Raw genomic sequence first — 25,165 nt, forward strand, 5'->3', positions numbered from 1 at the left:
GCGGTGGTTTCGAGATGGAACCGGCCGAAGATGGACCCCCGCCTTCCGCCTATGGCGGAAGTTTATCCTGAGCGCCCGCCCTGCGGGCAGTCGAAGGGCGGGGGAACACGGCTTCACACAATATCGCGGCGATAAACTCTGAATCCCCACAGATCTTAAAGCATTCTGAAGTCGGCTGGCACAGCCGACGACTCGCAGAATGCGGAAAACGAAAGCAAATAGAGCAATGGCCGATTCAATCTAATCGGCCGTTGCTCTATGCGGCTCCAAAGACGCGCGCGAAGATCGTATCGACATGCTTCATGTGATAACCGAGGTCGAACAGGTCTGTGAGTTGGTCGGCGGACAGGCGCGCGGTCACGTCGGCATCGGCCTTCAGCAGGTCGAGCAGCGACAGCTGCCCATCCGATTCCCAGACCTTCATCGCATTGCGCTGGACCAGCGCATAGCTGTCCTCGCGGCTCGCGCCCGCCTGCGTCAGCGCCAGCAGGACGCGCTGCGAATGCACGAGCCCGCCCATGCGATCGAGATTCTTCTGCATCCGCGCGGGATAGACGAGCAGCTTGTCGACCACGCCGGTCAGCCGCGCGAGCGCGAAGTCGAGCGTGACCGTCGCGTCGGGACCGATGAAGCGCTCGACCGACGAATGGCTGATGTCGCGTTCGTGCCACAGCGCGACATTCTCCAGCGCCGGAGTCACCGCGCTGCGCACCATGCGCGCAAGCCCGGTCAGATTCTCGGTGAGCACCGGGTTGCGCTTGTGCGGCATCGCCGACGAGCCCTTCTGGCCCGGCGAGAAATATTCCTCGGCCTCCAGCACCTCGGTGCGCTGGAGGTGGCGGATCTCGACCGCGAGCCGCTCGATCGACGAGGCGATGACGCCCAGCGTGGCAAAGAACATCGCGTGGCGGTCGCGCGGGATGACCTGGGTCGAGACGGGCTCGATCGCCAGGCCGAGCTTTGCCGCGACATGCGCCTCGACGCGCGGGTCGATATTGGCGAAGGTGCCGACCGCGCCCGAAATGGCGCAGGTCGCGATCTCGGCGCGCGCCGCGATCAGGCGGGTCCTGCACCGCGCGAATTCGGCATGGGCTTCGGCGAGCTTGAGCCCGAAGGTGACGGGTTCGGCGTGGATACCGTGACTGCGGCCGATCGTCGGGGTGAGCTTGTGCTCATGGGCGCGTCGCTTGATCGCCTCGAGCAGCGCGTCGAGATCGGCGAGCAATATGTCGGCCGCCTGCGTCAGTTGCACGGCAAGGCAGGTGTCGAGCACGTCGCTCGACGTCATGCCCTGATGCATGAAGCGCGCTTCGTCGCCGACATGCTCCGCGACCCATGTCAGGAAGGCAATGACGTCGTGCTTCGTCACCGCCTCGATGGCGTCGATCGCCGCGACGTCGATCGCCGGTCCGGTCGCCCACCAGTCCCACAATGCCTTGGCCGCCGATTGCGGCACGACGCCCAGTTCGGCCAGCGCGTCGGTCGCGTGCGCCTCGATCTCGAACCAGATGCGATAGCGATTCTCGGGCGACCAGATCGCGGTCATCTGGGGTCGGGCGTAACGCGGAACCATTGAATTTCCTTCCTTTTGCGGCGCCTTGTCGCGTTATGCAGGCGGAATCGCGACCAGCCGCCCCCTAGCAGGGGCAGGCGGCTACGCCAATCGGGCGCCTGCGGCAACTTTCGCGGCGCGCGGGCGGTTGTTCTCATGCCCCTTCGAACCAAGGCCGCGGGTTGTCGAATCCGGCCCCGTCGCCGCCAATGGAGACAGATCATGTTGAAACATATGCTTATGATCGGCGCGGCCGCGGTGAGTTTCCCCGCGTTCGCGCAGACGGAAACCCCGCCGCCCGACGATGCGACGCAGACCGCGCCCGAAACGATGCCGCCGGCTGAAACGACCGCACCGGCACCGGTCGAACCGGACACGCCGCCGCCGGTGGACGACATGACGGCCCAGCCGGCTCCGTCGAGCCCGCCGCCGCAGTCGAGTCCCGCCCCGTCGGACAGCGCTGCGACCCCGAGCCAGATCGCGCAGATCGTCGAGCAGGAATTTCCCACCTATGACGGCGACGCGAACGGCGAACTCAGCGAGACGGAATTCTCCGCCTGGATGAAGAAGCTGCGCACCGCGACCGACCCGACGGTCGATCCCGAATCGGAGCAGGTGAAGAGCTGGGTTGCCCAGGCGTTCGGCGCCGCCGATGCCGACAAGTCGGGCGGCGTCAGCAAGACCGAACTCATCGGCTTCCTGTCGCGCGGCGCCTGAATGCGTCCCTGACCTGAATAGGTCCCAGACACGGCGGAACAGCCGTCGGAGCGATCCGGCGGCTGTTTCCGTTTGTCCGCGGTGCGCGTGGATCAGGCGGCTTCGGCCTGCGTGACGCGGACGATCGACAGATTATGATCCTGCCCGTCACGGTCGGGCCAGCGGATGGTCTGGCCCTCGCGCAGGCCGATCAGTCCCGCCCCGACCGGGGTCAGGATCGAGATGCGGCCCGCGGAGATATCGGCGTCGCGCGGGTAGACGAGCTGCAGGGTCCGCGCCGCGCCGCTGTTCTCGTCGACGAACTCGACGGTCGAGCGCATCGTCACGACATCGGACGGAATGCGCTCGGCCTTGTGGATGGTGGCGCGCGCGATTTCGTTCAGCAGCATTTCGCTGACCTGCGGCAGATCGTCTTCCTTGGCGATAGCAAGGTCGGTCAGCGCGTCGGCTTCGGTATCGATCATGTGGATGGGCGGCCGGCGGGTCGCCTTGCTGGTGGTCGTCATGGGTTCTTTTTTTCCGAAAGAGGATTGCGGGCGAGGCTCGGCTGCGCCGCTGGAATCGGGTTGGGTGGATTTTCGCCCCGGGTTCGGGGCAGGAGGCACCGGACCCGGGGCTAGAGGCCCACGAGAATCTGACCCGCGCGGAGGTCGAAACGGGAAGGGGTGCACTGAGTCGGCATGGCGCGATGATGTCGTGCCGCGCGGCGCAAGTCAAACATTCCGATGGCGTCGCGGCGCGGGCCGGAGCCGGGCGCGCGTCCGCGCCGCCTTACAACAGGCCCATCGCGCGGAAGCTGCGATGATCGCCGCCGCCGATGATGATGTGATCGTGGAGCATGATCCCCAGCTTCCGCGCCGCCTCCGCGATGTCGCGGGTGATCGCGATGTCCTGCCGGCTCGGTTCGGGGCTGCCGCTCGGGTGGTTGTGGACGAGGACGATCGCCGCCGCGCCCAGTTCGAGCGCGCGCTTGACGACCTCGCGGACATAGATGGCGGACTGGTCGATCGACCCTTCGCTCATCACCTCGTCGCGGATCAGCATGTTGCGCGCGTTGAGGTAGAGGACGCGGACGCGTTCGATGTCGATCGGCCCCATGTCGGCGCGCAGCCAGTCGAGCAGCGCGTCCCAGCTCGACAGCAGGGGCCGATCGCGAAATTCGCCCTTCAGCATCCGCAGGCTCGCCGCCTGGACGATCTTCAGCGCCGCGACCGCCGTGTCGCCCATGCCGGCGACGCGGCGCAGCGATTCGGGGTCGGCGCTGACGAGCTGCGCCAGCGAACCGAATTCGCGCAGCAGCGCCTTGGCGAGCGGCTTGGTGTCGCGACGCGGGATGGCGAGCGCGAGCAGATATTCGACCAGCTCGTAATCGGCCATGCCATCGGCATCGCCGCCGAGCAGCCGCGCGCGCAAGCGAGCGCGATGACCGGCGTGGTCCGGGATCGGGGCGGGCGCGTCGGCCATGTCGGGACCGGAATAACCGCCTTGTGAGGCACGCTCAACGGTCATAGAAACGCTTTTGCTTCGATGCGGTGCAATATCTTGCAGCGAAACGGGAATTCCGGCGTTGCTGACAGGAAGGGCAGACCGGGGACGGGGAACGGGCGAGATTGGAATATGACCGCATGACGTCATCGCCGGTTTCGCGATCCGCCACTTTTTCGTCGCGGTCGCGCGCATGAACGAGCCTGTCGCCGCAGATTCGGCATCGCGGCCCCGGCTCCGCAAGCGCTGGATCGCGGGCGGGGCATTGATCGCGATCGCGGCGGGCCTGTGGTTCGCGCGCGCGCCGATCGCCGACAGCTTCATTCGCGACCAGCTCGACCAGCGCGGGGTGCCCGCGCGCTACACGATCGAACGGATCGGTTTCCGCACCCAGCGGCTGACCGACATCGTCATCGGCGATCCCGCGCGTCCCGACCTGACCGCGCGCCGCGTCGAGGTCGTGCTCGACTGGGGCTTCACCGGTCCCTATGTGGCGCGGATCGACGCCGAAGGCGTGCGTCTCTACGGCGCCTTCGCCGACGGGCGCCTGTCTTTCGGCGCGCTCGACAAGTTCCGCGATCCGACGAGCACGTCGCCTTTCGTGCTGCCCGATCTGGCGGTGACGCTCGACGATGCGCGCGCGCGCGTGAGGACGCCGTGGGGCGCCGTCGGTGCGGCTCTGAACGGGAAGGGCAATCTGCGCCGGGATTTTGACGGAAGGCTCGCGCTGGTCGCGCCGACGCTCGCCGCGGCCGGGTGCAGCGGTCGCGACGTCAGCTTTTACGGCAGCGTGCGCGTGCGCGACGTGCGGCCGCAGCTTGTCGGGCCGCTCCGCGGCGCAAGCCTCGCCTGCGCCGAAGGCAAGCTGACGGCTGCGTCGCCGCAGATTGCGCTCGATCTCTCGCTGTCCGAGGATCTGCGCCAATGGCGGGGTACCGCCGATGCCAGCATTGTCCGGCTCGCGGCGGGACCGGCGGCGGCCGAACGGATCGGCGCCCGCGCGCAATTCTCGGGCGACGCCGGTCGCACCGCGATCAGCGTGGAGGCGGCGATGGCGGGGCTGCGCGCCGATGCCGTCACCGCCGAGCAGGTGGCGCTGACCGCCAGGGCCACGGTCGGCGAGCAGGCGCCGAAGGTCGACGGCGAACTGACATTCGCCCGCGCCCGCGCCGGCGAAGCGCTGCGGCGCGCCATCGTTCAGGGTGGTCGCTCGCTCGACGGCACCCCGGTCGGCCCGTTGGCGGAGCGCGCGGCGACGGCGCTTGCCGCCATGCTCGCCGAAACCGGAGGCAAGGCGCGATTCGCGCTGGCGGGGGAGGGGAAATCGGCCCGGATCGAGCTGATCGCTCCCGAATTGCGCGGTGCCAGCGGCGCTTATTTCACCGGCAGCGACGACAGCCGCATCGCCTATCTGCTGGGCGCGCCCGAATCCGCCGTGATCGCCGCCGGACAATGGGCATTCGGTGGCGGCGGCCTGCCGTCGGGATCGCTCCAGCTCGACCGGCACGCGGATGGCACGATCGCCGGCGTCGCAACAGTCGAACCCTATGCCGCCGGCGGCGCGCGCCTTGCGCTGGCTCCGGTGCGATTCTCGGGCGGCGCGCTGCTGCGTTTCGCGACCCGCGCCGAGCTGTCGGGGCCGGTCGGAGATGGGCGCGTCGAGCGGCTGTCGGTGCCGCTCGCCGGCGTGCTGGCGCCGAACGGCGCGCTCGCGCTCGACGGCGGCTGCACGCGAATCGGCGCCGACCGGGTCGATGTGGGCGGGTTCCGGCTGGCACCCACGCGAATCGACTTGTGCAGCCGTCCCGGCGCGCCGCTGCTGAGCGCGGGGCCGCAGGGGCTGCGCGGGCATATCCGCGTGCCGGGCATCGCGCTGCGCGGGACGAGCGGGACCTCGCCCTTCGCTTTCGATGCGCGCGGTGCCGACATCGATCTGGCCGCGATGCGCTGGGCGCTGGCCGGCGCCGAGGTGCGGCTGGGCGAGGGGGACGGCGCGACGCGTTTCGCCGCCGCATCGCTGACCGGTCGCCGGGCGGCGCAAGGGATGGGCGGCGACCTCAAGGGCGCGGGCGGCAAGATCGGCGCCGTTCCGCTCATCCTGTCCGACATTGCGGGGGCATGGCGCTGGGACAGCGGCGGGCTGACGCTCGACGGCGGCGTGCGCCTGACCGACGCAGAGCCCGACGCGCGCTTCTTTCCGCTCGTCGCCGAAGGCGCGCATTTGCGCTTCGCGAACGGCGCGATCGATGCCGAGGCGGCATTTCGCGAAGAGAAGAGCGGGCGATCGGTCGTCGACACGACGATCACCCACCGGCTCGACAGCGGCACCGGCGCCGCCGACCTCAAGGTCCGCGAACTGCGATTCGACGACCGGTTCCAGCCCGATCAGCTCACCCGCCTCGCGCTCGGCGTCGTCGCCAACGTCCAGGGATCGGTCGTCGGCGACGGGCGGATCGAATGGACGCCCGATGGCGTCACCAGCCACGGCACCTTCGCGACCGCCGACGCGAATCTGGCCGCTGCCTTCGGTCCGGTGACGGGGCTGACCGCGACCTTGACCTTCGACGATCTGATCGGCCTGCGGTCGGCGCCGGGGCAGGTGGCCCGGATCGACGAGATCAACCCGGGCATCCCGGTGATCGGGGGGACGATCACCTATCGGCTGCTCGGCGACAATCGCGTGCGGATCGACGGTGGGCGCTGGCCGTTCGCGGGCGGTGAACTGTCGCTGCACCCGACGACGCTCGATTTCAACGCCAGCCAGACGCGGCGCCTGTCGTTCGACATCGTCGGCGTCGATGCGGCGATTTTCCTCCAGCAGTTCGGCTTCGACAACATCAACGCGACCGGCCTGTTCGACGGGACGCTGCCGGTCGAATTCGACGGGCTCGGCGGGCGCATCGTCGGCGGGCGGATCGACGCGCGCGCCGGCGGCGGGACGCTCGCCTATGTCGGCGAACTGTCGAACCACAATCTGGGCGCGATCGCCAATTTTGCCTTTGGCGCGCTGCGATCGCTCCAATATGACGACCTGACGATCATATTGAACGGGGATCTGGACGGCGAGATGGTGACCGACATCCGCTTCGGCGGCGTGGGGCAGGGCGAGGGCGCGACGCGCAATTTCCTGACCAAACAGATCGCCCGATTGCCGCTGGTCTTCAACGTCAAGATCCAGGCGCCCTTCCGCCAGCTCATCACATCGGCCAAGGGATTCTACGATCCGACGCTGCTGATCGAACAGAATCTGTCGACCCTGTTGCGCGTGCAGGAAGAGGCCGAAGCCGCGGCCGCCGCCGCATCGAAACCCGTTCAGCCCCCAGAAAGCGAGCCCATGCCATGACCGCCATCAAGACCGGAGCAAGGAGGCATGCCATCGGCGCGCATGCTCTGGCGAGCCTGATCCTTGCGCCTGCCCTCGCGGGCTGCGTACAGATCGACACGCCGGACAAGCCGATCGAGATCAACCTGAACATCAACATCAAGCAGGAAGTCGTGTATAGGCTGGATGGCGATGCGAAGAAGCTCATCGAGCAGAATAGCGAGATATTCTGACGCGAACTGGATTGGGGACACAAAAGAGATGCGTGTGAAACAGTGGAAACCCGGCACGATGGCGATGGCGGCGATTGCAGTCACCGCCGCGGTGGCGGTCGCCGTTCCCTCGGCGATGGCGCAGCGCGATCCGGCCTATGAGCAGGCACGGGCCGACGGCCAGATCGGCGAGCAGCCCGATGGCTATCTGGGCTTCGTGTCGACGCCGACCGATGCGGTGCGCAAGCTCGTCACCGACATCAACATCAAGCGCAAGGCCGCCTATACCAGCAATGCGCCGCAGGGCAGCACGGTCGAGCAGTTCGCCTTTGCGACCGGATGCAACCTGATCGCGAAGACCAGGGCGGGCGAGAAGTACAAGGCGCCCGACGGCCGCTGGCTGACCCGCGACAGCGGCGCGCCGGTGCGGGATTCGCGCTGCCCCTGAGATCAGAGCTTCGCAGCGCCCGCGGGCGCTTGATGCCGCCGCGCCCCTAAACGCGGCGGCATTTTTGCGTCCGCAAGAGGCACGCTCCGAACGATATTGCCGCAGCGCAGCAAGATTAAGCCGCGCGCTCGCGTGCGGGCATTGACTTCATGGGGCGGCGTTTCTAAACGGACCGCGCCTCAGGGGTCCCCCGATTTTTCGGGCCTTTTTTCGCAGGCAGAATCGGGGCATTCCGGTTCTGTTTCAGGAGGATGGCGGAAGATGACGGGGAATGGCAGCGATCCGGAACCAGCTTCGGAGGATTCGCGCCTGGTCTCGCTCGAAGAGCGATTGGACCGGGCCGAAGCCGCAGAAGCCAGGCGGGCCGGGGTCAGTGCGCCCGAATCCGACGCCAATTATCGGCTCGGAAACCGGGTTCTGGCCGAATTGCTGGGCGGGATGCTGGGCGGTGCGTTGATCGGCTGGCTGATCGACCGCTTCGCCGACACCTCGCCCTGGGGTTTGTTGGGGATGCTGGCTCTCGGGGTCGTCGTCGCCTTCAGGAATATCTTTCGGATCGCCAATGCCGCATCGCGCGACAAGGGCGGTTCGGCATAGGCTCAAGGTTCAGCCCGGCACCGTCAGGCGCGGGGATAGTTTGGAGTGACGCGCGTGTCCGCAGAGGCCGGTAAATTCGACCCGATGCACCAGTTCACCGTCGAACCGATCGCGAAGCTGTTCGCGGTCGAGGGACGGGAGGTGTGGCTGACCACCAGTGCGGTCTGGATGGCCGCCGCCGCCGTCATCCTGTGGCTCTTCATGCTCGGCGGCATGAAGCGGCAGCTCGTTCCCGGGCGCTGGCAGATGGCCGTCGAAGGTTTCACCGGTTTCGTGTCGTCGATGATGTCGACGAACATCGGACCGGAAGGGCGCAAGTATACGCCCTATGTCTTTTCGCTCTTCATGTTCATTCTGTTCTGCAACGTGCTGGGAATGGTGCCTTTTGCGCTGGCCGGCCTGCACCCGCTGACCGTGACGAGCCACTTCACCATCACCGGCATCCTCGCGATCCTGTCCTTCGCGATCGTGCTGGTCGTCGGCTTCTGGCGCCACGGGCTGCATTTCTTCTCGCTCTTCGTCCCGCACGGCACGCCGTGGCCGATGATCCCGTTCATCGCGCCGATCGAGTTCGTGTCGTTCATGGTGCGCCCGTTCAGCCTCGGCCTGCGACTGTTCGTCGCGATGACCGCCGGACACGTGCTGCTGGAGGTGTTCGCGAACTTCATCGTCCAGAGCTCGGGCGCCGGCGTCGCGATCGGGCTCCCGGTCGGCATCGCCAGCCTCGCCCTGATGATCGGTATCAGCGCGCTCGAGCTGCTGGTCGCGGGCATCCAGGCCTATGTTTTCGCCCTGTTGACCTCGCTCTATATCAACGACGCGGTCAATCTTCACTAATCCCGTTTTAATCCAAACGTTTATCTCAAGGAGTTAAGTTCATGGACGCACAAGCAGCGACGCTCATCGGTGCCGGTCTCGCCGCGATCGGCGCCGGCATGGCCGCGATCGGCGTGGGCAATGTCTTCGGCAGCTTCCTGGAAAGCGCGCTGCGCAATCCGGCGGCGGCCGACGGTCAGCAGGGCCGTCTGTTCATCGGCTTCGCCGCGGCGGAGCTTCTGGGCCTGCTGTCGTTCCTGATCGCGATCCTGCTCTATCTGAAGGCGGCCTTTCGGCGCGCGTGCGCCGGGCAGTCGTCAATCGGAAGAAGAGAAATGCCACAGATCAACCAGCTTGCGGAAAATTGGTTCTTCGCATCGCAGCTTTTCTGGCTCGCGCTGATTTTCGGCGCGGTTTTCGTGGTGATCGGTCTCGGCATGTATCCCAAGATCGAGGCGACCGTCGACGCGCGCGACCGCAAGATCGCCGACGATCTGGCCGCGGCCAAGGCGGCGCACGCCTCCGCCGACGGGCTGGAGGAACAATATCGCCAGCAGAGCGACCTCAGCCGCGCCGCCGCGCAAAAGGCGGTGCAGGATGCGAAGGACAAGGCGGCGCGCGACGCCGAAAAGCGCCTTGCCAAGGTCGATGCCGAACTGGCTCAGAAAATGACGGCGGCCGAAGCCGCTGTCGCCGCGGCGCGCGGATCGGCGATGGCCGAGATCGAGTCGGTCGCGGCGGAAGCGGCGAGCGAACTCGTCGCGAAGCTGTCGGGTGTGAAGGTCGCCGCCGCGGACGCGAAGCAGGCGGTGAAGGCGGTGCTCCATGGCTAATCTGACTCTGATCCTGTCCGAAGCCGCCGGTGCGGCGCATGGCGGCGGCGCGGCGGGCTCGATCCTGTCGTCGCCGAGCTGGTGGGTGGCGCTGGCGATGACGATCTTCCTCGGCGTTCTCGTCTGGAAAAAGGCGCCCGCCGGGATCGGCGCGATGCTCGACAGGAAGATCGCCGAAATCGCCAGACAGCTCAGCGAAGCCGAACAGCTCCGGCTCGACGCCGAATCGCTGAAGGCCGAATATGAGGCGAAGCTCGCCCACGCGGCAAAGGAAGCCGAGGAACTGCGCGCCCGCGCCGAAGCCGAGGCCGAGAGTCTCGTCGCCAAGGCGAAGGCCGACGCGACCGCGCTGATCGGGCGCCGCAAGCAGATGGCCGAGGACCGCATCGCGGCCGCCGAAGCCAGCGCGCTCGCCGATGTGCGCGAAGCGGCGGCGAAGGCCGCCACCGACGCGGCGGCCGCTCTGATCGCCGCCCGGCACGATGCCAAGGCGGACGCGGCCCTCGTCGATAAGGCCATCGCGGCGGTCGCCAAGGGCTGATCGTTCGGCATCGCCGGACCAAGGCGCCCGCGGAAAATCCGCGGGCGTTTTTGTTTCTGGGGGCTATCGCGGCTTTCTGGCCCGCCCCTATGGCGACCCGTCGCGTCATCGCCTACATGGCAGCCATGGCTCGCCCTAACGCTCCCGACCGGTTCAACGAAGAGAAGGCGACCTATGTCGTCCGCGGCAGCGGGGCGGAGGGCGACAAGCCCGACCTGACGCGCGGGGCCGAGGTGATCCGCGGCGTGGTGCGCAAATTGCCGGTGCGGCCCGGCGTCTATCGCATGCTCGATGCGCGCGGCGACGTGCTCTATGTCGGCAAGGCGCGCGCGCTGAAGAACCGCGTCACCAATTACACGCAGGTCGCGCGATTGCCGCAGCGGCTCCAGCGCATGGTCGCGCAGACGCGCGCGATGGAGATCGTCACCACCACCAGCGAGGCCGAGGCGCTGCTGCTCGAAGCGCAGCTCATCAAGCGCTATCGCCCGCCCTACAATGTGCTGCTGCGCGACGACAAGAGCTTCCCCTTCATCCTGCTGCGCGCCGACCATGATTTCCCGCGCGTCCAGAAGCACCGCGGCGCGCGGCGCGCCAAAGGGCGCTATTACGGGCCGTTCGCGAGCGCCGGGTCGGTGAACCGCACGCTCAACGCGCTGCAAAAGACCTTCCTGCTGCGAAGCTGCACCGACAGTTTCTTCGCCAACCGCTCGCGTCCCTGCCTGCTCTACCAGATCCGCCGCTGTTCGGCGCCGTGCGTCGGGCGGATCGGCAAGGCGGATTATGCCGAACTGGTGAGCGACGCGCAGGATTTCCTCGAAGGCCGCTCGACCGCGGTGCAGAAACGGCTCGGCGCCGCGATGACCAGGGCCGCCGAGGCGATGGACTATGAACTGGCGGCGGTGCTGCGCGACCGGCTGAAGGCGCTGACCTTCATCCAGGGCAGCCAGTCGGTCCACGCCGACGGGCTGGGCGACGCCGACGTCTTCGCGCTCGCGGCGAAGGGCGGGCAGCTTTGCGTCGCGGGCTTCTTCATCCGCGGCGGGCAGAACTGGGGGCATCGCAGCTTCTTCCCCGCGCACGTCGCGGGGGTGCCCGAAGCCGAGGTGATGGCGAGCTTCCTGATGCAATTCTACGAAGGCGTGCCGCCGCCCAAGCTGATCCTCGTCGATCGCGAGCCCGACGATTGTCCGCTGCTCGCCGAGGCGTTGAGCGAAACGGCAGGACGCAAGGTGGAGATCAGCGTGCCGCAGCGCGGCAACCGCCGCCGTCTCCTCGAACAGGCGGTGCGCAACGCGGGGGAGGAACTCGACCGCCGGCTGGCGGAAAGCAGCACGCAGGCGAAGCTCGGCCGCGAACTCGCCGAGCTGTTCGACCTCGACGAGGCGCCGCAGCGCATCGAAATCTACGACAACAGCCATATCCAGGGGACCAACGCGCTCGGCGCGATGGTCGTCGCGGGCCCCGAGGGCTGGATCAAGGGCGCCTATCGCAAGTTCAACATCAAGCGCGCTGAGACGCAGCCCGGAGACGATTTCGCGATGATGCGCGAAGTCTTCCAGCGCCGTTTCGCGCGCGCGATCGAGGAAGATCCCGAACGGACCAGGGGCGAATGGCCCGATCTGGTGCTGATCGACGGGGGGCGCGGACAGGTGTCGGCGGTCTCGACCGTGTTCGCCGAACTGGGGATCGACGATCTGCCCTATGTCGGCGTCGCCAAGGGGCCCGACCGCAACGCGGGGCGCGAGACCTTCTATCTGCCCGACGGGCGCGAATTCACACTGCCCCCCAACAACGCGGTGCTCTTCTATATCCAGCGCCTGCGCGACGAGGCGCACCGCTTCGCGATCGGCGCGCATCGGCAGAAGCGCGCGAAGGCGATGGGGTCGTCGCCGCTCGACGAGGTGCCGGGGATCGGGCCGGCGCGCAAGAAGGCGCTGCTCATGCATTTCGGCACCGCGCGCGCGGTGCGCGGGGCGAGCCTCGAGGATTTGCAGAAGGCGCCCGGAGTGAGCGCGGGCGTCGCGCAGGCGGTGTATGATTTCTATCATGCGGGGGGATGATCTTTGATGCCCTCCTCTTCAGAGGAGGGGGTGAAAGGGAAGGATAGACTATGGATTTTGCAGCCGCGATGCCGCTGGCAGGAACGCTGGGCGTCACCATCCACGAAGGAACGAAGGATCGCGTCGCGGGCAAACTGCCCGTGCGCCCCGAAATCTGCACCGCCGGGCATATCGTCCATGGCGGCGCAATCATGGCCTTTGCCGACTGCCTTGGCGCGGTGGGCGCGTTCCTGACGCTGCCCGAGGGGGCGAGCGGCACGACGACGATCGAGAGCAAGACCAATTTCCTCGGCGCCGGTCCCGAAGGGTCGGTGCTGATCGGCGAGGCGACGCCGGTCAGGATCGGCAAGCGGCTCTCGGTATGGCAGACGCGCATCCGGACCGAGGACGGCGCCGATGTCGCGCTGGTAACGCAGACGCAGATGGTGCTTTGGCCAGCCTGACCGCCTGATTCTTGGGTTGAATTCTCTGAAGGTGGGAAAGGGCTGAGCTGTGAACGAAGAAATAGTGCAGGCATTTGCTCGAATCGCGCGCCTCAAGCGACAAGAGGTGTTCGATGATGAGCGTTTGATGCCCCAAACGTCAGTTGATGATGCAATGCAGGCCGCACCCGGTTGGGTGGGTTCTTCATGGGATGGTGGTACGCTGCTCGTGGGAATCAACCCAGGCGGCGGTGGCGACAACTATCGTGGCAATCCCTCTGACAAAGCACTTTATGACGCATGTCGCCGCCTCAAAGAAGCCCGCTCTGTATCAGATCAGAAAGAAGCAATGGGCGCATTGTCTAGTTTATGGATGCAGACGCAAAGAACTCACAATATTTGGCGCATCATTTCCAAAATCATCGACGCCACAGGAGAAAGGGAATCGGACATTGCCTTCATGAACATTCTGCCCTTTCGAACTCGGCAAGATGTCCAGCCACGGCGCGGCGAAATCGGAAGAGTATGGAGGATGACAACGCAACCGGCGATATCTGCGCTAAGACCGGCACGTATCATCGCTCTAGGTGCCAAAGCATACAAAGTGCTTGACGCGCAGCTATCGACCAGAAGTTGGCAGATTATCGAATTTAAACGAAGAATCGGAGACACATCGATTCATCCGGAAGCTACGATTGGACTCCGTCAATTGCAGGCAGGCATCCGGTAGCGCTGTGCAATTCTCTACCGAGGCCATCGTCTGCGCAGTGCGCGCGCACGGCGAGCATGGCGCGATATTGCGCGCGTTGACGCGCGAGGCGGGGCTGGTCGCGGGCTATGTGCGCGGTGGCCGCTCGCGGCGCCTGCGGCCGATCCTGATGCCGGGGAATCTGGTCGCGCTCGACCTGCGGGCGCGGACCGAGGAGCAGCTCGGCGGCGCGACGGTCGAGCTGCTGGCGAGCCGGGCGCCGCTGCTTGCCGAGCCGCTGCCCGCGGCGGCCATCGAATGGGCGACCAGCCTGACCGCGGCGACGCTGCCCGAAGCGCAGCCCTATCCGGCCCTCTACGTCGCGCTGGCCGCCGTTCTCGATGCCATCGGCGTTGCGCCATCGGCGCGGCAATGGGCGCTTGCGCTCGGGCGCTATGAATTGTTGCTGCTCGCCGAACTCGGTTTCGGGCTCGACCTCGGCGAATGCGTCGTGACGGGAACGTCCGACGATCTGGCCTATGTCAGCCCGAAGTCGGGTGGCGCCGTAAGCACGGCCGCCGCCGCCGGATATGAAAGCCGGCTTCTCCGCCTGCCGCCGTTCCTGCGCAACGATCGGCCCGACGGGACGGCGGCCGAACCCACGATGACGGATGTCATCGATTTTCTGGCACTGACCGGGCATTTTCTCGACCGCGACGGGCTCGACGGGCGCAACCGCGACTTGCTGACGGCAAGGGAAAGATTGCTCGACCGGCTCAAGAGGGCGGTTGCGTGAAGCGACCAGCCTGCTTAGAGCGTCCCCGTCAAACCAAGGCCATCCGCTTCCTCCGTTTGTGCTGAGCTTGTCGAAGCACCGTCCTTCTTTCGACGGCGTGACAGAGAAGACCAGCCCGGCGACACGTTCAGGGCGAACGGCCAGATCCGGACGGGAAGGCGAAGCATTGAAGATCCTGCTGCTGGCCGGCGACGGCATCGGTCCCGAAATCATGGCGGAGGCCGGGAAGGTGCTGGACGCGCTGGCGCTGCCGGTGACGCTCGACCGCGCGCTGGTCGGCGGCGCAGCCTATGAAGCGAGCGGCCACCCGCTGCCGCCCGAAACGCTGGCAAAGGCGAAGGCGGCCGATGCCATTCTTTTCGGCGCGGTCGGCGATCCGCGCTTCGATGCGGTCGAGCGCCATCTGCGGCCCGAACAGGCGATTCTGGGCCTGCGCGCCGAACTGGGGCTGTTCGCCAACCTGCGCCCCGCGAAGCTGTTTCCGGGGCTCGAAGACAGCTCCGCGCTGCGTCCAGAGGTCGCGTCGGCGATCGACCTGCTGATCGTCCGCGAACTCAACGGCGACGTCTATTTCGGCGAGAAGGGCACGCGCACGACCGCAGGCGGCGAGCGCGAGGGCTATGACGTCATGGCGTACAGCGAGAGCGAAGTGCGGCGGATCGCGCAGGTCGCCTTCCGCGCGGCACAGGGGCGCGGCAAGCGGCTCTGCTCGGTCGACAAGGCCAATGTCCTCGAAACCTCGCAGCTCTGGCGCGACGTGGTGATCGAGGTCGCGGCCGAATATCCCGACGTCGCGCTCAGCCACATGTATGTCGACAATGCCGCGATGCAGCTCGTCCGCAATCCCGGCCAGTTCGACGTGATCGTCACCGGCAATCTGTTCGGCGACATATTGTCCGACCAGGCGTCGATGTGCGTCGGCTCGATCGGCCTGCTCGCCTCGGCCTCGCTGGGCAAGGGACGCCGCGGGCTCTACGAGCCGATCCACGGCAGCGCACCCGACATCGCGGGCAAGGGGATCGCCAACCCGCTGGCGATGATCCTGTCGCTCGCCATGCTGCTGCGCCATTCGGGCGGCGACGAGGCGAATGCGGCGCGGATCGAGGCGGCGGTGGGGCAGGTGCTCGCCGACGGTTGCCGCGGCGCCGACCTTGGCGGCACGATGGGAACGACCGCGCTCGGCGATGCGGTGGTTTCGGCTTTGAACGGACAGGGCAGATGAAGAAGACGACGGGTTTCGATCGCGACAGGACGCGCCGCTGGCATCCGGCCACGCAGGCGGTGCGCGGCGGCACGTGGCGCAGCGAGCATGGTGAGACGTCGGAAGCGCTCTTCCTGACCTCGGGCTACAGCTACGACAGCGCGGAGAGCGTCGCGGCGCGCTTCGCCGGCGAAGAGCAGGGCATGACCTATTCGCGCCTGCAGAACCCGACCGTCGCGATGCTCGAGGAACGCATCGCGCTGATCGAAGGGGCCGAGGCGTGCCGCGCGCAGGCGAGTGGCATGGCGGCGATGACCACGGCGCTGCTGTGCCAATTGTCGGCGGGCGACCATATCGTCGCGGCCAAGGCGGCGTTCGGGTCGTGCCGCTGGCTCGTCGACACGCTGTGCCCGCGCTTCGGGATCGAATCGACGGTGGTCGACGGGCGCGACAATGCCGCATGGGAAAGGGCGATCCGCCCCAATACCAAGGTCTTCTTCTTCGAGACCCCCGCCAATCCGACGCTCGACATCGTCGACATGGCGCATGTTTGCGGGCTCGCGAAGGCGCACGGCATCACCAGCGTCGTCGACAACGCCTTCGCGACCGCGGTGCTCCAGCGCCCGCTCGACTATGGCGCAGACGTCGTCGCCTATTCGGCGACCAAGCTGATGGAAGGACAGGGGCGCGTGCTCGCCGGCGCGGTGTGCGGCAGCGCGGCGTTCATCAACGACGTCCTGCTGCCGTTTCAGCGCAACACCGGTCCAAACCTGTCGCCGTTCAGCGCGTGGGTGGTGTTGAAAGGCCTCGAAACGCTCGACCTGCGCGCGCGGCGCCAGTCGGAGAATGCGCTCGCGGTCGGCAAGGCGATCGAGGGACGCGTCGCGCGCATGCTGCATCCGGGGCTTCCCAGCCACCCGCAGTACGAACTGGCGGCGCGCCAGATGGAGGCGTGCGGACCGATCTTCGCTTTCGACCTGCCCGGCGGCGCCGCGCAGGCGATGGCCTTCCTCAATGCGCTCGAACTCGTCGACATCAGCAACAACATCGGCGACGCGCGCAGCCTGTGCTGCCATCCGTGGACGACCACCCATTATGGCGTCAGCCCCGACGTGCGGCTCGACATGGGCGTCGGCGAGGGGCTGCTGCGCGTCAACATCGGGCTGGAGGATCCGCGCGACGTCATCGCCGACCTCGACCAGGCATTGACCAGGGTGGGGCTTTGAGCGACCTTGCCCGGACGATGATCGACTCTCTCTTCCCCTTTGCGGCGACCACCGGGCCGATCACCGTGCGCGTGGCGGTGAGCTATCTGCCCGAACAGTCGCATCCGGCCCTCGGTCGCTGGTTCTGGGCCTATCACGTCCGGGTCGAAAATGACGGCGCGGTCGCGGCGCAACTGATCAGCCGCCATTGGCGGATCAGCGACGGACGCGGCCAGGTGAGCGAGGTCGAGGGTGAGGGCGTCGTCGGCGAACAGCCGCTGATCGCGCCCGGCGCGTCGTTCGACTATGTATCGGGCTGTCCGCTGTCCACCCCCGAAGGGTCGATGGTCGGCAGCTATATGATGGAGATGGGCGACGGATCGCAGATGCTCGTCGCGATCCCGCAATTCCCGCTGGTGGCACCGGCAACCGCGTCATGAAGCGCACCCACCTGCCGCTGAACGCCCTGCGCGTGTTCGATGCCGCTGCCCGGCACCTCAGCTTCACGCGCGCCGCCGACGAACTGGCGGTGACTCCCGCCGCCGTCGGGCAACAGATACGCGCGCTGGAGGATATGCTCGGCGTCGTCCTGTTCCGCCGCACCCCGAAGGGGCTGGAACTGACGGGAGAGGCGACCGCCGGGCTCGACGCGCTGCGGCAGGGGTTCCTGATGTTCGAGGAATCGGTGCGCGCGATGCAGGCGGGCCAGTCGTCGCAATCGCTGACGATCGCCGCGCCGCGCGACCTGACCGCCAAATGGCTCGCGCCCAGGCTCGCGCGTTACAGCCAGCAGGCGCCCGACGTCCGCTTCACGCTGGTGTCGGCCGACGACGGCATCGACTTCACCGAGGCGAACCTCGACCTCGCGATCTTCTGGACCGACGGCGCCGGCGAGCATGAGGGCGTGCCGCTGTCCGAAGCGCATATGGTGACGGTCGCGGGACACGGCAGCGAGAGCGAGACGCGCATCGCGTGGCCCGGCTGCCCGGTCGAGGACGGCGAGCCCGCGCTGCGGCTCGGCGATGCGGGCCTTGCGATCGACGCCGCGGCGAACGGGCTGGGGCAGGCGAATGTCCCGGCGATGCTGGCGGAGGCCGATCTGGCGGCGGGGCGCGTCCGGCTGGTGCGCGAGCCTTTCGCCGTGAAGCGCGGCTACTGGCTCGTCGCCCCCTTGCCGCAATGGCGGCAGGCGAAGGTCAAGGCGCTGGTGGCGGCGCTGACGGCGTGACGCCATCCCTCGCCGCGAGGGCGAGGAGGCGCGTGACGAGGCCGACCAGTTTCGCGCCGTCGAGGTCGGCCTTGTCATTGTTCCAGCTTGCCGTGACGACGAACCATTTGCCGTCGACCTTGCGCCGTCCGAGCAGGCTCATCGACAGCACTCCCAGTTCGGACCCGCCCTTGTAGCCGAGCCACGACCAGTCGGCGGCGGCCGCCGGACCCACGCCGTTGTTGATCGCCATCGCCGCCATCGCGGCATCCGACCGGCGCGCCTTCAGGTCGACGAGCACCCGCGCGACGTCCATCGGCGAGGCGAACCATTCGAGATTGTCGATGAAGCGCGGTTCGCCGCCGAAGCTGACGCCGTCGACCTGGGCGAGCGTGAAACGATGGCGGTTCGCGTCGAGGATCCGCCGTTGCTGCGCGTCGTTTCCGGCGATGAACGGCGCGCGCAGGTCGGCGAAATTGTCGCCTTTGAGCGCAAAGGCCTCGACCGTGGTCAGGAAGGGGATGTTGCGCGACGGCGCGCTGTGGCCGGCGGCCCGCATCCGCGCCTCGATCCGCTCGCGGCCCAGCAGGTGGATCAGCGTGTCGGCCGCGCCATTGTCGCTGACCGAGATCATCCAGTTGGCGAGCGTCTGCAGCGTGACCGGCGTGTCTGGCGGCCAGTTTCCGGTGGCCGCGGAAGAGAAGCTGAGGTGCGACAGCGGCACGACGTCGCGCCAGCGCCGCTCGCCCGCCGCGACCGCCGCCGCCAGCTCGTCGAGGACATAGAGCTTGAAGGTCGAGCCGGTGGCGAACTGCCGGTCGGGGTTGGCGCTGGCGATCGGGCGGATCGCGTTACCGTCGATTTCGGCGACCAGAAAGCCGCTGCGCCCCGGCAAGCCCGCGATTTCCCCCGTCACGCGCTCCATAGTGTCGTCGGACACCGTGAAGCCGGTGAACTGCAGGCCGGTGATCCGCGCTTCGGGCGGCGGTCCGATGTCGAGGCGGACCGTCGCGATGCCGCGCTCGAACCGCAGCCGCACCGTTCCCGACCGGCCATTGTCGGACGCCGTGCTGTCGACCGCGATCGGCTGGCCATATTGCGCGATCAGGTTCGCCGCGATCGCGCGGAACTGCGCCTCGGGAACCGCGGTCTGAAAGGACGGGGCAAAGCTGTCCGCAAAGGGAACGCGTCCCGTGAGCAGGCCGACGATCTGTCCCGCGCGCGCGTCGAAGGATGCCGCCGCCGGCGCGGTAGTTTCTGCGGGCTGGGCGAACAGCGCGGGGGCGGGGAGCGCGGGGGCGAGCAGGAGGGAGGAGAGCAGGGCGGTGCGGAGGCGGGTCATGGCGTCGTTTTCCCTTCTGCCCTCTTCGCCTTCAGAGGCGTTGACCCGCCTCAGGCGTCGATCGCCGCCTCGTCCAGCGTCGCGGCATTGGCCTGGATGAACTGGAAGCGATGCTCGGGGTGCTTGCCCATCAGCCGGTCGACGAGGTCCTTGACCTGATGCCGCCCTTCATATTCCTGCGGCAGGGTCACGCGCAGCAGCGAACGCGACTTCGGGTCCATCGTCGTTTCCTTGAGCTGGTTGGGGTTCATTTCCCCCAGCCCCTTGAAACGGCCGACCTCGACCCGCTTGCCCTTGAAGACGCTCGCTTCCAACTCGGCGCGATGCGCATCGTCGCGCGCATAGGCCGTCATCGCGCCCGCCGTCAGCCGATAGAGCGGCGGCTGCGCGAGATAGACGTGCCCGTTCCGCACGATGTCCGGCATCTCCTGAAAGAAGAATGTCATCAGCAGCGTCGCGATATGCGCGCCGTCGACGTCGGCGTCGGTCATGATGACGATCTTGTCGTAGCGCAGCCGGTCGGCGTCGCAATCCTTGCGCATGCCGCAGCCGAGCGCGAGCGCGAGGTCGGCGATCTCCTGATTGGCGCGGATCTTGTCCGCGCTGGCGCTCGCGACGTTCAATATCTTGCCGCGGATCGGCAGGATCGCCTGCGTCTTGCGGTCGCGCGCCTGCTTGGCGCTGCCGCCGGCGCTGTCGCCCTCGACGATAAACAATTCCGTGCCTTCGGGGCCGTCGTTCGCACAATCGGTGAGCTTGCCGGGCAGGCGGAGCTTGCGCGCGCTGGTCGCGGTCTTGCGCTTCACCTCGCGCTCGGCCTTGCGCTTGAGCCGCTCCTCCATCCGTTCGAGGATCAGGCCGAGCAGCGCGCGGCCCCGATCCATATTGTCGGACAGGAAATGGTCGAAATGGTCGCGCACCGCATTTTCGGTCAGCCGCGCGGCTTCGGGGCTCGACAACCGGTCCTTGGTCTGGCTCTGGAACTGGGGATCGCGGATGAACACCGACAGCATCATCTCGCCGCTGTTGAACACGTCGTCGGCGGTGATCTGCGCCGCCTTCTTCTGCCCGATCAGTTCGCCGAAGGCGCGCAGCCCGCGCGTCAATGCGGCGCGCAGCCCCGCCTCGTGCGTGCCGCCCGCCGGGGTGGGGATGGTGTTGCAATACCAGGCGTAGCTGCCGTCGGACCACAGCGGCCAGGCGATCGCCCATTCGGCGCGTCCCTGATCGCCCGGAAAATCCTGCCGCCCGACGAAAGGTTCGGCGGTCGCGCATTCGCGCGTCCCGATCTGGTCCTTCAGATGGTCGGCGAGGCCGCCGGGAAACTGGAATACCGCTTCGGTCGGCGTGTCGTCGCCGATCAGTTCGGGCGCGCATTTCCAGCGGATCTCGACCCCCGCGAACAGATAGGCCTTGGCGCGCGCCATGCGGAACAGCCGCTGGGGCTTGAAACGGCCATGCTCGCCGAAGATCGCCGGGTCGGGAACGAAGCTGACGCTGGTGCCGCGCCGGTTCGGCGTCGTGCCGAGCGCTTCGAGCGGCCCCTGCGGAACGCCGCGAGAGAAATGCTGGCGATACAATTGCTTGCTGCGCGCAACTTCGATGGTGGTTTCGACCGAAAGCGCGTTGACGACGCTGACGCCGACTCCGTGCAGGCCGCCCGACGTCGCATAGGCCTTGCCTTCGAACTTGCCGCCCGAATGGAGCGTGGTCATGATGACCTCGAGCGCCGATTTGCCGGGAAATTTCGGGTGCGGGTCGATCGGGATGCCGCGGCCGTTGTCGACGATCGTCAGCCGGTTTCCGACATCGAGCGTCACCTCGATGCGGTTGGCATGACCGGCGACCGCTTCGTCCATGCAATTGTCGATGACCTCGGCGGCAAGGTGGTGCAGCGCGCGCTCGTCGGTGCCGCCGATATACATGCCGGGACGGCGGCGGACAGGCTCCAGCCCCTCCAGAACCTCGATCTGCGAGGCGTTGTAGCTGTCGGTCGCGGGGCTGGCGGCATCGAACAAATCGTGACTCATGGTCTGGCTATAGGAGGGCGCAAAGGGGGCTGGCAAGCGCGGTTTTCGGACCCTTTCATGCATCGTGCGCGGCGCTCGGCTCGTCGCATTTCGCGGTGGCGCAGGAACTTCGCGCGCACACCGCGGGTTTGGGGGGCGGCTGCAAAGCCACCGAATAATGGAGAAATAACATGCGATTCCCCTCCCTTCTTGCCGCCACGGCGGCCACGATCCTGGCCGTCCCGGCGATGGCGCAGGACAATCACGACCCGGCGCAGGACTTCAACGGTCCCTATGTCTCGATCGGCGGCGGCGGCACGCTCCAGGGCAGCGACCGCGGCGAGACGCTGGTCTTCGACACCAACCAGGACGGCGCCTATGGCGACCCGGTCCTCGACGCGGCGGGCGGCGATGTGTTCGCGCCCGGTTTCTGCAACGGCGCCGCGACGAGCACCGCCAATATCGGGTGCCGCAACGACAAGGACGGCCCCGAATATTTCGGGCGGATCGGCTATGATCGCCGCATGGGCAATTTCGTGCTCGGCGCCGTGATCGAAGGCGGACGCAGCGAGGCGCGCGACAGCGTCAGCGGTTTCTCGGACGCGGGTGACAGCTATATGATGAGCCGCGAGGCCGACTGGCAGGCGGGGCGGGCGCCCGCCTGCGCGCCGGTTATACGCCGGGCGGCGGCGCGCTCTTCTATGTCACGGGCGGCGGCGCCTATGCGCGGCTCAACAACAAGTTCGCGACGACGAACAGCGTGAACAGCTTCGCCGACAGCGGCAAGACCAACGGCTGGGGCTATTCGGCCGGCGGCGGCGTCGAGGTGATGGCGGCGAGGAATCTGTCCGTCGGCCTCGAATATCTCTACACCGACCTCAAGGACGACGACTATACCGTCAGCGTCGGCCAGGGTAGCGCGCCGGCGCCCGATCCGCTCACCGGTGTCGACATCCAGCGCAGCGACCCCCATTTCCGCACCCACAGCGTGCGCGGAACGATCAGCTATCGATTCTGATCCAGCGCAAGGGTCTGATCCAGCGCAAGGGGCGCCGGCTCGGCAGAGTCGGCGCCCTTTTCACGTGCCGCGTCGGGCGCCGCGAAGATCGCGAAGTTCCCGTTGGCACTACATACCATTCGCCCATCCTGAAACAGGCGGGCATCGATGTTGGCGATGCGCTTGCCGCGATGGACCACCTGCGCCTCGCACGTCAGCAGGCCTTCGCGCACCCCGACATGATAGTTGCATTTGATCTCCAGCGTCGCGCACCACTGGTCGTCGTCGAGCAGGCTGGACAGCGCGCCGCCCATCGCCGTGTCGGCCAGCGTGTAGGCGACACCGCCGTGCGCGACGCCATGCGGATTGAAATGCCGTTCGGAATCGATCGCGATCGCCATCTTGCAGCCGCCGCCGCCGCGCTCGATCATCTGGAGGCCGAGCGTTCGCGCGAAATGGAAATCCTGACCGAACGGCGTCACCGGACGCGGGGTCCGCCAAAGGGCGGCGGCGGCGGCGGGCGGCGTGTGCCGCGCGGCAGTTGCGCCTGATAGGCGCGGCCGCAATGCTCGACGCAATAAGGAAAGCCGGGATTCACCGCTTCACCGCAAAAATGGAAATCCGGCTCGCCCGGATGCCCCATCGGCCAACGGCAGATGCGGTCGTTGAGGTCGAGCAGGCTCGTCTTGTCGGCGATTTCCGGGCTCGGCTTGGCGGGCACCAGACGGCGCGGCGGCGCGGGCGGAATCGGCGCCTGCTGGTCGCCCGGTCCCTGCCGGATGAAGCCGCCGGGTCCGATCGAGACGATCCGCGGTCCATCGGCCTTCGGCGCCGCATCGGGAGCGGGCGTCGGCGGAACGGCCGCCGCCGGGCGCGGCTCGGCGCGCGGCGCCGGGGCAGGGCGAGCGGACGCGGGCTCGGCAGCGCGCGGCGCGGGCGTCGGTGTCGGCGCGGCCGGTTTCGGCACCGGGGCGGATCGCGCCGGCTTCGCCTTTTCGGTCGCCTTCACGGGCGACGGACGCGACTTGAGGCCAAGGCGATGCGCCTTGCCGATCACGGCGTTGCGGCTGACACCGCCAAGCTCGTCGGCGATCTGGCTGGCGGTCAGCCCCTTTTCCCACATGCTGCGCAGCTGCTCGATGCGCTCATCGGTCCATGACATGCTCTATTCCTCATCTTTACCGGTCGCCGGTATCGCGACGCGAACCGGCGGGCCAGGGCGTCAAGGCCCAGCTTGCGGTGAAGTCGGGGAGGCGATAGGCGAGAACGCCATGAACGACCAGCCCCAAATTTCGCGATCCGACTCCGGCGTTCCGGCTGCGACGCAGCCCTTCGCCGAACCCGGAGTCCCACGCATCCGCACGCTCAACATTCCCGGCACACAGGCCCTTTATGTCAAGGAGGTGCGGCGCTTTTTCAAGGTCCAGCTGCAAACAATCTGGGCGCCCGCGGTCACGACCCTGCTGTTCCTGGTGATCTTCACCGTGGCGCTGGGCGGGGCGGGGCGCCAGGTCATCGGCGTGCCGTTCGCCGATTTCGTCGCGCCGGGGCTGATCATGATGGCGATGCTCCAGAACAGTTTCGCCAATTCGAGCTTTTCGCTGCTGGTCGGCAAGATTCAGGGCACGATCGTCGATTATCTGATGCCGCCGCTGGGCGTCGGCGAACTGATCGTCGCGATGATCGGCGCCGCGGTCACCCGCGCGGTGCTGGTCGGACTGGCGCTGTGGGCGGCGATGCTCCTGTGGCCCGGTGTCGACGTGATGCCGCGCCATCCGGGTGCGGTCGTGGCCTTCGGCCTGCTCGGCGCGACGATGCTCGGCTTTCTGGGACTGATCACGTCGGTTTGGGCCGAAAAGTTCGATCATGCCGCCGCGGTGACCAATTTCGTGGTGACGCCGCTCGCGCTGCTGTCGGGCACTTTCTATTCGGTCGACCGGCTGGCGCCGTGGTTCCAGTCGATCACGCATGCCAACCCCGTCTATCATGCGATCATGGGGTTCCGCTACGGCTTCATCGGCACCGTCGATTCCTCGATGGCGCATCCGGTGCTGACCGCGGCGCTGATCCTCCTCGCGGTCAATGTCGCGCTGGGCGTCCTGACCTATCGCCTGCTGGCATCGGGCTGGAAGCTCAAGGCCTGATCGCGCGGCGGATCAGTGCCGGTGGATCGCGCGGACGCGGTAGCGCCCGCGGTCGAGCCCGTCGAACATCGCCGCGAGCTGTGGATGATCGACCGGCCCGGCTTCGCCGTCCGCCACCAGATTCTGCTGGCTGACATAGGCGATGTAGGAGGAGTCGTCGCTCTCGGCCATGAGGTGATAGAAGGGCTGCTCCTTCGCCGGGCGGATCGCCTCGGGGATCGCCTCATACCATTCTTCGCTGTTCGAGAAGACGGGATCGACGTCGAAGACCACGCCGCGGAAATCGAACATGCGGTGGCGGACGATGTCGCCCGGCGCAAAGCGCGCGCGCTCGATCAAGGGGGCCCGCACGCCGGGCATGTCGGTGAAGGGCGAGGATTTTGCCGTCATGACGCCAATTTATGACCGCGGCGCTGCGTTTCAACCGCCTGCCGGTGAATCTTGCCGTCCACGACACGGCCGCGAACCAGGAAGAAAATGGAGGAGAGTGAGGGATTCGAACCCTCGGTACCGTTGCCGGCACTTCGCATTTCGAGTGCGACGCTTTCGACCACTCAGCCAACTCTCCAAA

27 protein-coding genes, 1 tRNA gene and 1 pseudogene are annotated in these 25,165 nt (G+C 67.3%); 20 read left to right on the plus strand and 9 right to left on the minus strand.

Annotated elements, in window-relative coordinates:
* Positions 1-256: 256 nt before the first annotated feature.
* Positions 257-1,573: an adenylosuccinate lyase gene (gene purB, locus ABS88_RS16610; protein WP_076075435.1), complete on the minus strand. Its 1,317-nt coding sequence runs from the start codon at positions 1,571-1,573 to the stop codon at positions 257-259.
* 201 nt (positions 1,574-1,774) lie between these two features.
* Here purB and ABS88_RS16615 point away from each other — a divergent pair, with 201 nt between their 5' ends.
* Positions 1,775-2,269: an EF-hand domain-containing protein gene (locus ABS88_RS16615; protein ID WP_286750178.1), complete on the plus strand. Its 495-nt coding sequence runs from the start codon at positions 1,775-1,777 to the stop codon at positions 2,267-2,269.
* A gap of 92 nt (positions 2,270-2,361) precedes the next feature.
* Here the strand turns inward: ABS88_RS16615 and rnk are convergent, their stop codons facing one another.
* Together rnk and radC are read right to left on the minus strand one after the other, a co-directional pair.
* Positions 2,362-2,775, minus strand: coding sequence for a nucleoside diphosphate kinase regulator (rnk, locus tag ABS88_RS16620; RefSeq protein ID WP_076075432.1), 414 nt, complete (start codon positions 2,773-2,775; stop codon positions 2,362-2,364).
* A 265-nt stretch (positions 2,776-3,040) separates the two neighbouring features.
* Entirely contained in the window at positions 3,041-3,733 is a 693-nt protein-coding gene (radC, locus tag ABS88_RS16625) for a RadC family protein (protein WP_104960343.1), read from the minus strand.
* Between the two features lie 214 nt (positions 3,734-3,947).
* On the opposite strand from radC, the gene ABS88_RS16630 reads away from it, so the two are divergent.
* From ABS88_RS16630 to ABS88_RS16705, 16 genes and pseudogenes are all read left to right on the plus strand, one after another.
* Complete coding sequence (locus tag ABS88_RS16630) at positions 3,948-7,097, plus strand: intermembrane phospholipid transport YdbH family protein (RefSeq protein WP_234002641.1); 3,150 nt, start codon at positions 3,948-3,950, stop codon at positions 7,095-7,097.
* The gene (locus ABS88_RS16635; RefSeq protein WP_067108972.1) at positions 7,094-7,309 is read left to right on the plus strand and encodes a YnbE family lipoprotein; all 216 of its coding nucleotides are present in this window, start codon (positions 7,094-7,096) and stop codon (positions 7,307-7,309) included. Before ABS88_RS16630 ends, ABS88_RS16635 begins: the two co-directional genes overlap by 4 nt.
* A 28-nt stretch (positions 7,310-7,337) precedes the next feature.
* Positions 7,338-7,736 (plus strand): YdbL family probable chaperone protein, encoded by a 399-nt coding sequence (locus ABS88_RS16640; RefSeq protein ID WP_083675087.1) that lies wholly within the window; start codon positions 7,338-7,340, stop codon positions 7,734-7,736.
* A gap of 96 nt (positions 7,737-7,832) precedes the next feature.
* Positions 7,833-8,333 carry an AtpZ/AtpI family protein gene (locus ABS88_RS16645; protein WP_419964904.1) on the plus strand — a complete coding sequence of 167 codons (501 nt, stop codon included), beginning with the start codon at positions 7,833-7,835 and terminating at the stop codon, positions 8,331-8,333.
* Between the two features lie 54 nt (positions 8,334-8,387).
* Positions 8,388-9,170 carry a F0F1 ATP synthase subunit A gene (locus ABS88_RS16650; protein ID WP_067109020.1) on the plus strand — a complete coding sequence of 261 codons (783 nt, stop codon included), beginning with the start codon at positions 8,388-8,390 and terminating at the stop codon, positions 9,168-9,170.
* Positions 9,171-9,211: 41 nt separating this feature from the next.
* Positions 9,212-9,436 (plus strand): annotated as a pseudogene (locus ABS88_RS16655) (F0F1 ATP synthase subunit C); the annotation flags it as partial.
* Between the two features lie 48 nt (positions 9,437-9,484).
* Positions 9,485-9,982, plus strand: coding sequence for a F0F1 ATP synthase subunit B family protein (locus ABS88_RS16660; protein WP_104959647.1), 498 nt, complete (start codon positions 9,485-9,487; stop codon positions 9,980-9,982).
* Entirely contained in the window at positions 9,975-10,523 is a 549-nt protein-coding gene (locus ABS88_RS16665; protein ID WP_076075425.1) for a F0F1 ATP synthase subunit B family protein, read from the plus strand. Before ABS88_RS16660 ends, ABS88_RS16665 begins: the two co-directional genes overlap by 8 nt.
* Positions 10,524-10,648: 125 nt before the next feature.
* Complete coding sequence (uvrC, locus tag ABS88_RS16670; protein ID WP_067109017.1) at positions 10,649-12,583, plus strand: excinuclease ABC subunit UvrC; 1,935 nt, start codon at positions 10,649-10,651, stop codon at positions 12,581-12,583.
* 50 nt (positions 12,584-12,633) lie between these two features.
* Positions 12,634-13,026 carry a PaaI family thioesterase gene (locus tag ABS88_RS16675; RefSeq protein ID WP_076075423.1) on the plus strand — a complete coding sequence of 131 codons (393 nt, stop codon included), beginning with the start codon at positions 12,634-12,636 and terminating at the stop codon, positions 13,024-13,026.
* A 49-nt stretch (positions 13,027-13,075) separates the two neighbouring features.
* The gene (locus ABS88_RS16680; protein WP_286750179.1) at positions 13,076-13,735 is read left to right on the plus strand and encodes a uracil-DNA glycosylase family protein; all 660 of its coding nucleotides are present in this window, start codon (positions 13,076-13,078) and stop codon (positions 13,733-13,735) included.
* A 4-nt stretch (positions 13,736-13,739) separates the two neighbouring features.
* Positions 13,740-14,489 (plus strand): DNA repair protein RecO, encoded by a 750-nt coding sequence (gene recO, locus ABS88_RS16685; protein ID WP_104959649.1) that lies wholly within the window; start codon positions 13,740-13,742, stop codon positions 14,487-14,489.
* 166 nt (positions 14,490-14,655) lie between these two features.
* Positions 14,656-15,711, plus strand: coding sequence for a 3-isopropylmalate dehydrogenase (leuB, locus tag ABS88_RS16690; RefSeq protein WP_067108948.1), 1,056 nt, complete (start codon positions 14,656-14,658; stop codon positions 15,709-15,711).
* Positions 15,708-16,916, plus strand: coding sequence for a trans-sulfuration enzyme family protein (locus tag ABS88_RS16695; protein ID WP_067108946.1), 1,209 nt, complete (start codon positions 15,708-15,710; stop codon positions 16,914-16,916). The genes leuB and ABS88_RS16695 overlap by 4 nt, the downstream gene beginning before the upstream one ends.
* A gap of 17 nt (positions 16,917-16,933) precedes the next feature.
* The gene (gene apaG / locus ABS88_RS16700) at positions 16,934-17,335 is read left to right on the plus strand and encodes a Co2+/Mg2+ efflux facilitator ApaG/CorD (RefSeq protein WP_174521650.1); all 402 of its coding nucleotides are present in this window, start codon (positions 16,934-16,936) and stop codon (positions 17,333-17,335) included.
* Positions 17,332-18,123 carry a LysR family transcriptional regulator gene (locus tag ABS88_RS16705; RefSeq protein ID WP_067108945.1) on the plus strand — a complete coding sequence of 264 codons (792 nt, stop codon included), beginning with the start codon at positions 17,332-17,334 and terminating at the stop codon, positions 18,121-18,123. Before apaG ends, ABS88_RS16705 begins: the two co-directional genes overlap by 4 nt.
* On the opposite strand, the gene ABS88_RS16710 is transcribed toward ABS88_RS16705, so the two are convergent.
* On the minus strand, positions 18,092-19,444 hold the full coding sequence (locus tag ABS88_RS16710; protein WP_076075417.1) for a serine hydrolase: 1,353 nt from the start codon (positions 19,442-19,444) through the stop codon (positions 18,092-18,094). The two genes, ABS88_RS16705 and ABS88_RS16710, sit on opposite strands and share 32 nt — an antisense overlap.
* Before the next feature lie 50 nt (positions 19,445-19,494).
* Positions 19,495-21,474 (minus strand): DNA topoisomerase IV subunit B, encoded by a 1,980-nt coding sequence (parE, locus tag ABS88_RS16715; RefSeq protein ID WP_076075415.1) that lies wholly within the window; start codon positions 21,472-21,474, stop codon positions 19,495-19,497.
* A gap of 170 nt (positions 21,475-21,644) precedes the next feature.
* Between parE and ABS88_RS16720 the strand changes: the two genes are divergently transcribed.
* Both ABS88_RS16720 and ABS88_RS25060 read left to right on the plus strand, forming a co-directional pair.
* Entirely contained in the window at positions 21,645-22,217 is a 573-nt protein-coding gene (locus ABS88_RS16720) for a hypothetical protein (protein WP_353745104.1), read from the plus strand.
* The gene (locus ABS88_RS25060) at positions 22,115-22,471 is read left to right on the plus strand and encodes an outer membrane protein (protein ID WP_353745105.1); all 357 of its coding nucleotides are present in this window, start codon (positions 22,115-22,117) and stop codon (positions 22,469-22,471) included. Before ABS88_RS16720 ends, ABS88_RS25060 begins: the two co-directional genes overlap by 103 nt.
* Here ABS88_RS25060 and ABS88_RS16725 read toward each other — a convergent pair.
* The gene (locus ABS88_RS16725) at positions 22,459-22,932 is read right to left on the minus strand and encodes a PaaI family thioesterase (protein WP_104959650.1); all 474 of its coding nucleotides are present in this window, start codon (positions 22,930-22,932) and stop codon (positions 22,459-22,461) included. The genes ABS88_RS25060 and ABS88_RS16725 overlap by 13 nt on opposite strands.
* Positions 22,929-23,612 carry a GcrA family cell cycle regulator gene (locus ABS88_RS16730; protein ID WP_076075410.1) on the minus strand — a complete coding sequence of 228 codons (684 nt, stop codon included), beginning with the start codon at positions 23,610-23,612 and terminating at the stop codon, positions 22,929-22,931. The genes ABS88_RS16725 and ABS88_RS16730 overlap by 4 nt, the downstream gene beginning before the upstream one ends.
* A 109-nt stretch (positions 23,613-23,721) precedes the next feature.
* Between ABS88_RS16730 and ABS88_RS16735 the strand changes: the two genes are divergently transcribed.
* Complete coding sequence (locus ABS88_RS16735) at positions 23,722-24,594, plus strand: ABC transporter permease (RefSeq protein ID WP_067113577.1); 873 nt, start codon at positions 23,722-23,724, stop codon at positions 24,592-24,594.
* A gap of 12 nt (positions 24,595-24,606) precedes the next feature.
* Here the strand turns inward: ABS88_RS16735 and hspQ are convergent, their stop codons facing one another.
* Together hspQ and ABS88_RS16745 are read right to left on the minus strand one after the other, a co-directional pair.
* Positions 24,607-24,984: a heat shock protein HspQ gene (gene hspQ, locus ABS88_RS16740; RefSeq protein WP_076075407.1), complete on the minus strand. Its 378-nt coding sequence runs from the start codon at positions 24,982-24,984 to the stop codon at positions 24,607-24,609.
* 88 nt (positions 24,985-25,072) lie between these two features.
* Positions 25,073-25,162, minus strand: a tRNA-Ser gene (locus tag ABS88_RS16745).
* Between the last annotated feature and the right edge of the window lie 3 nt (positions 25,163-25,165).

This window comes from Sphingopyxis sp. SCN 67-31, from assembly GCF_001725095.1.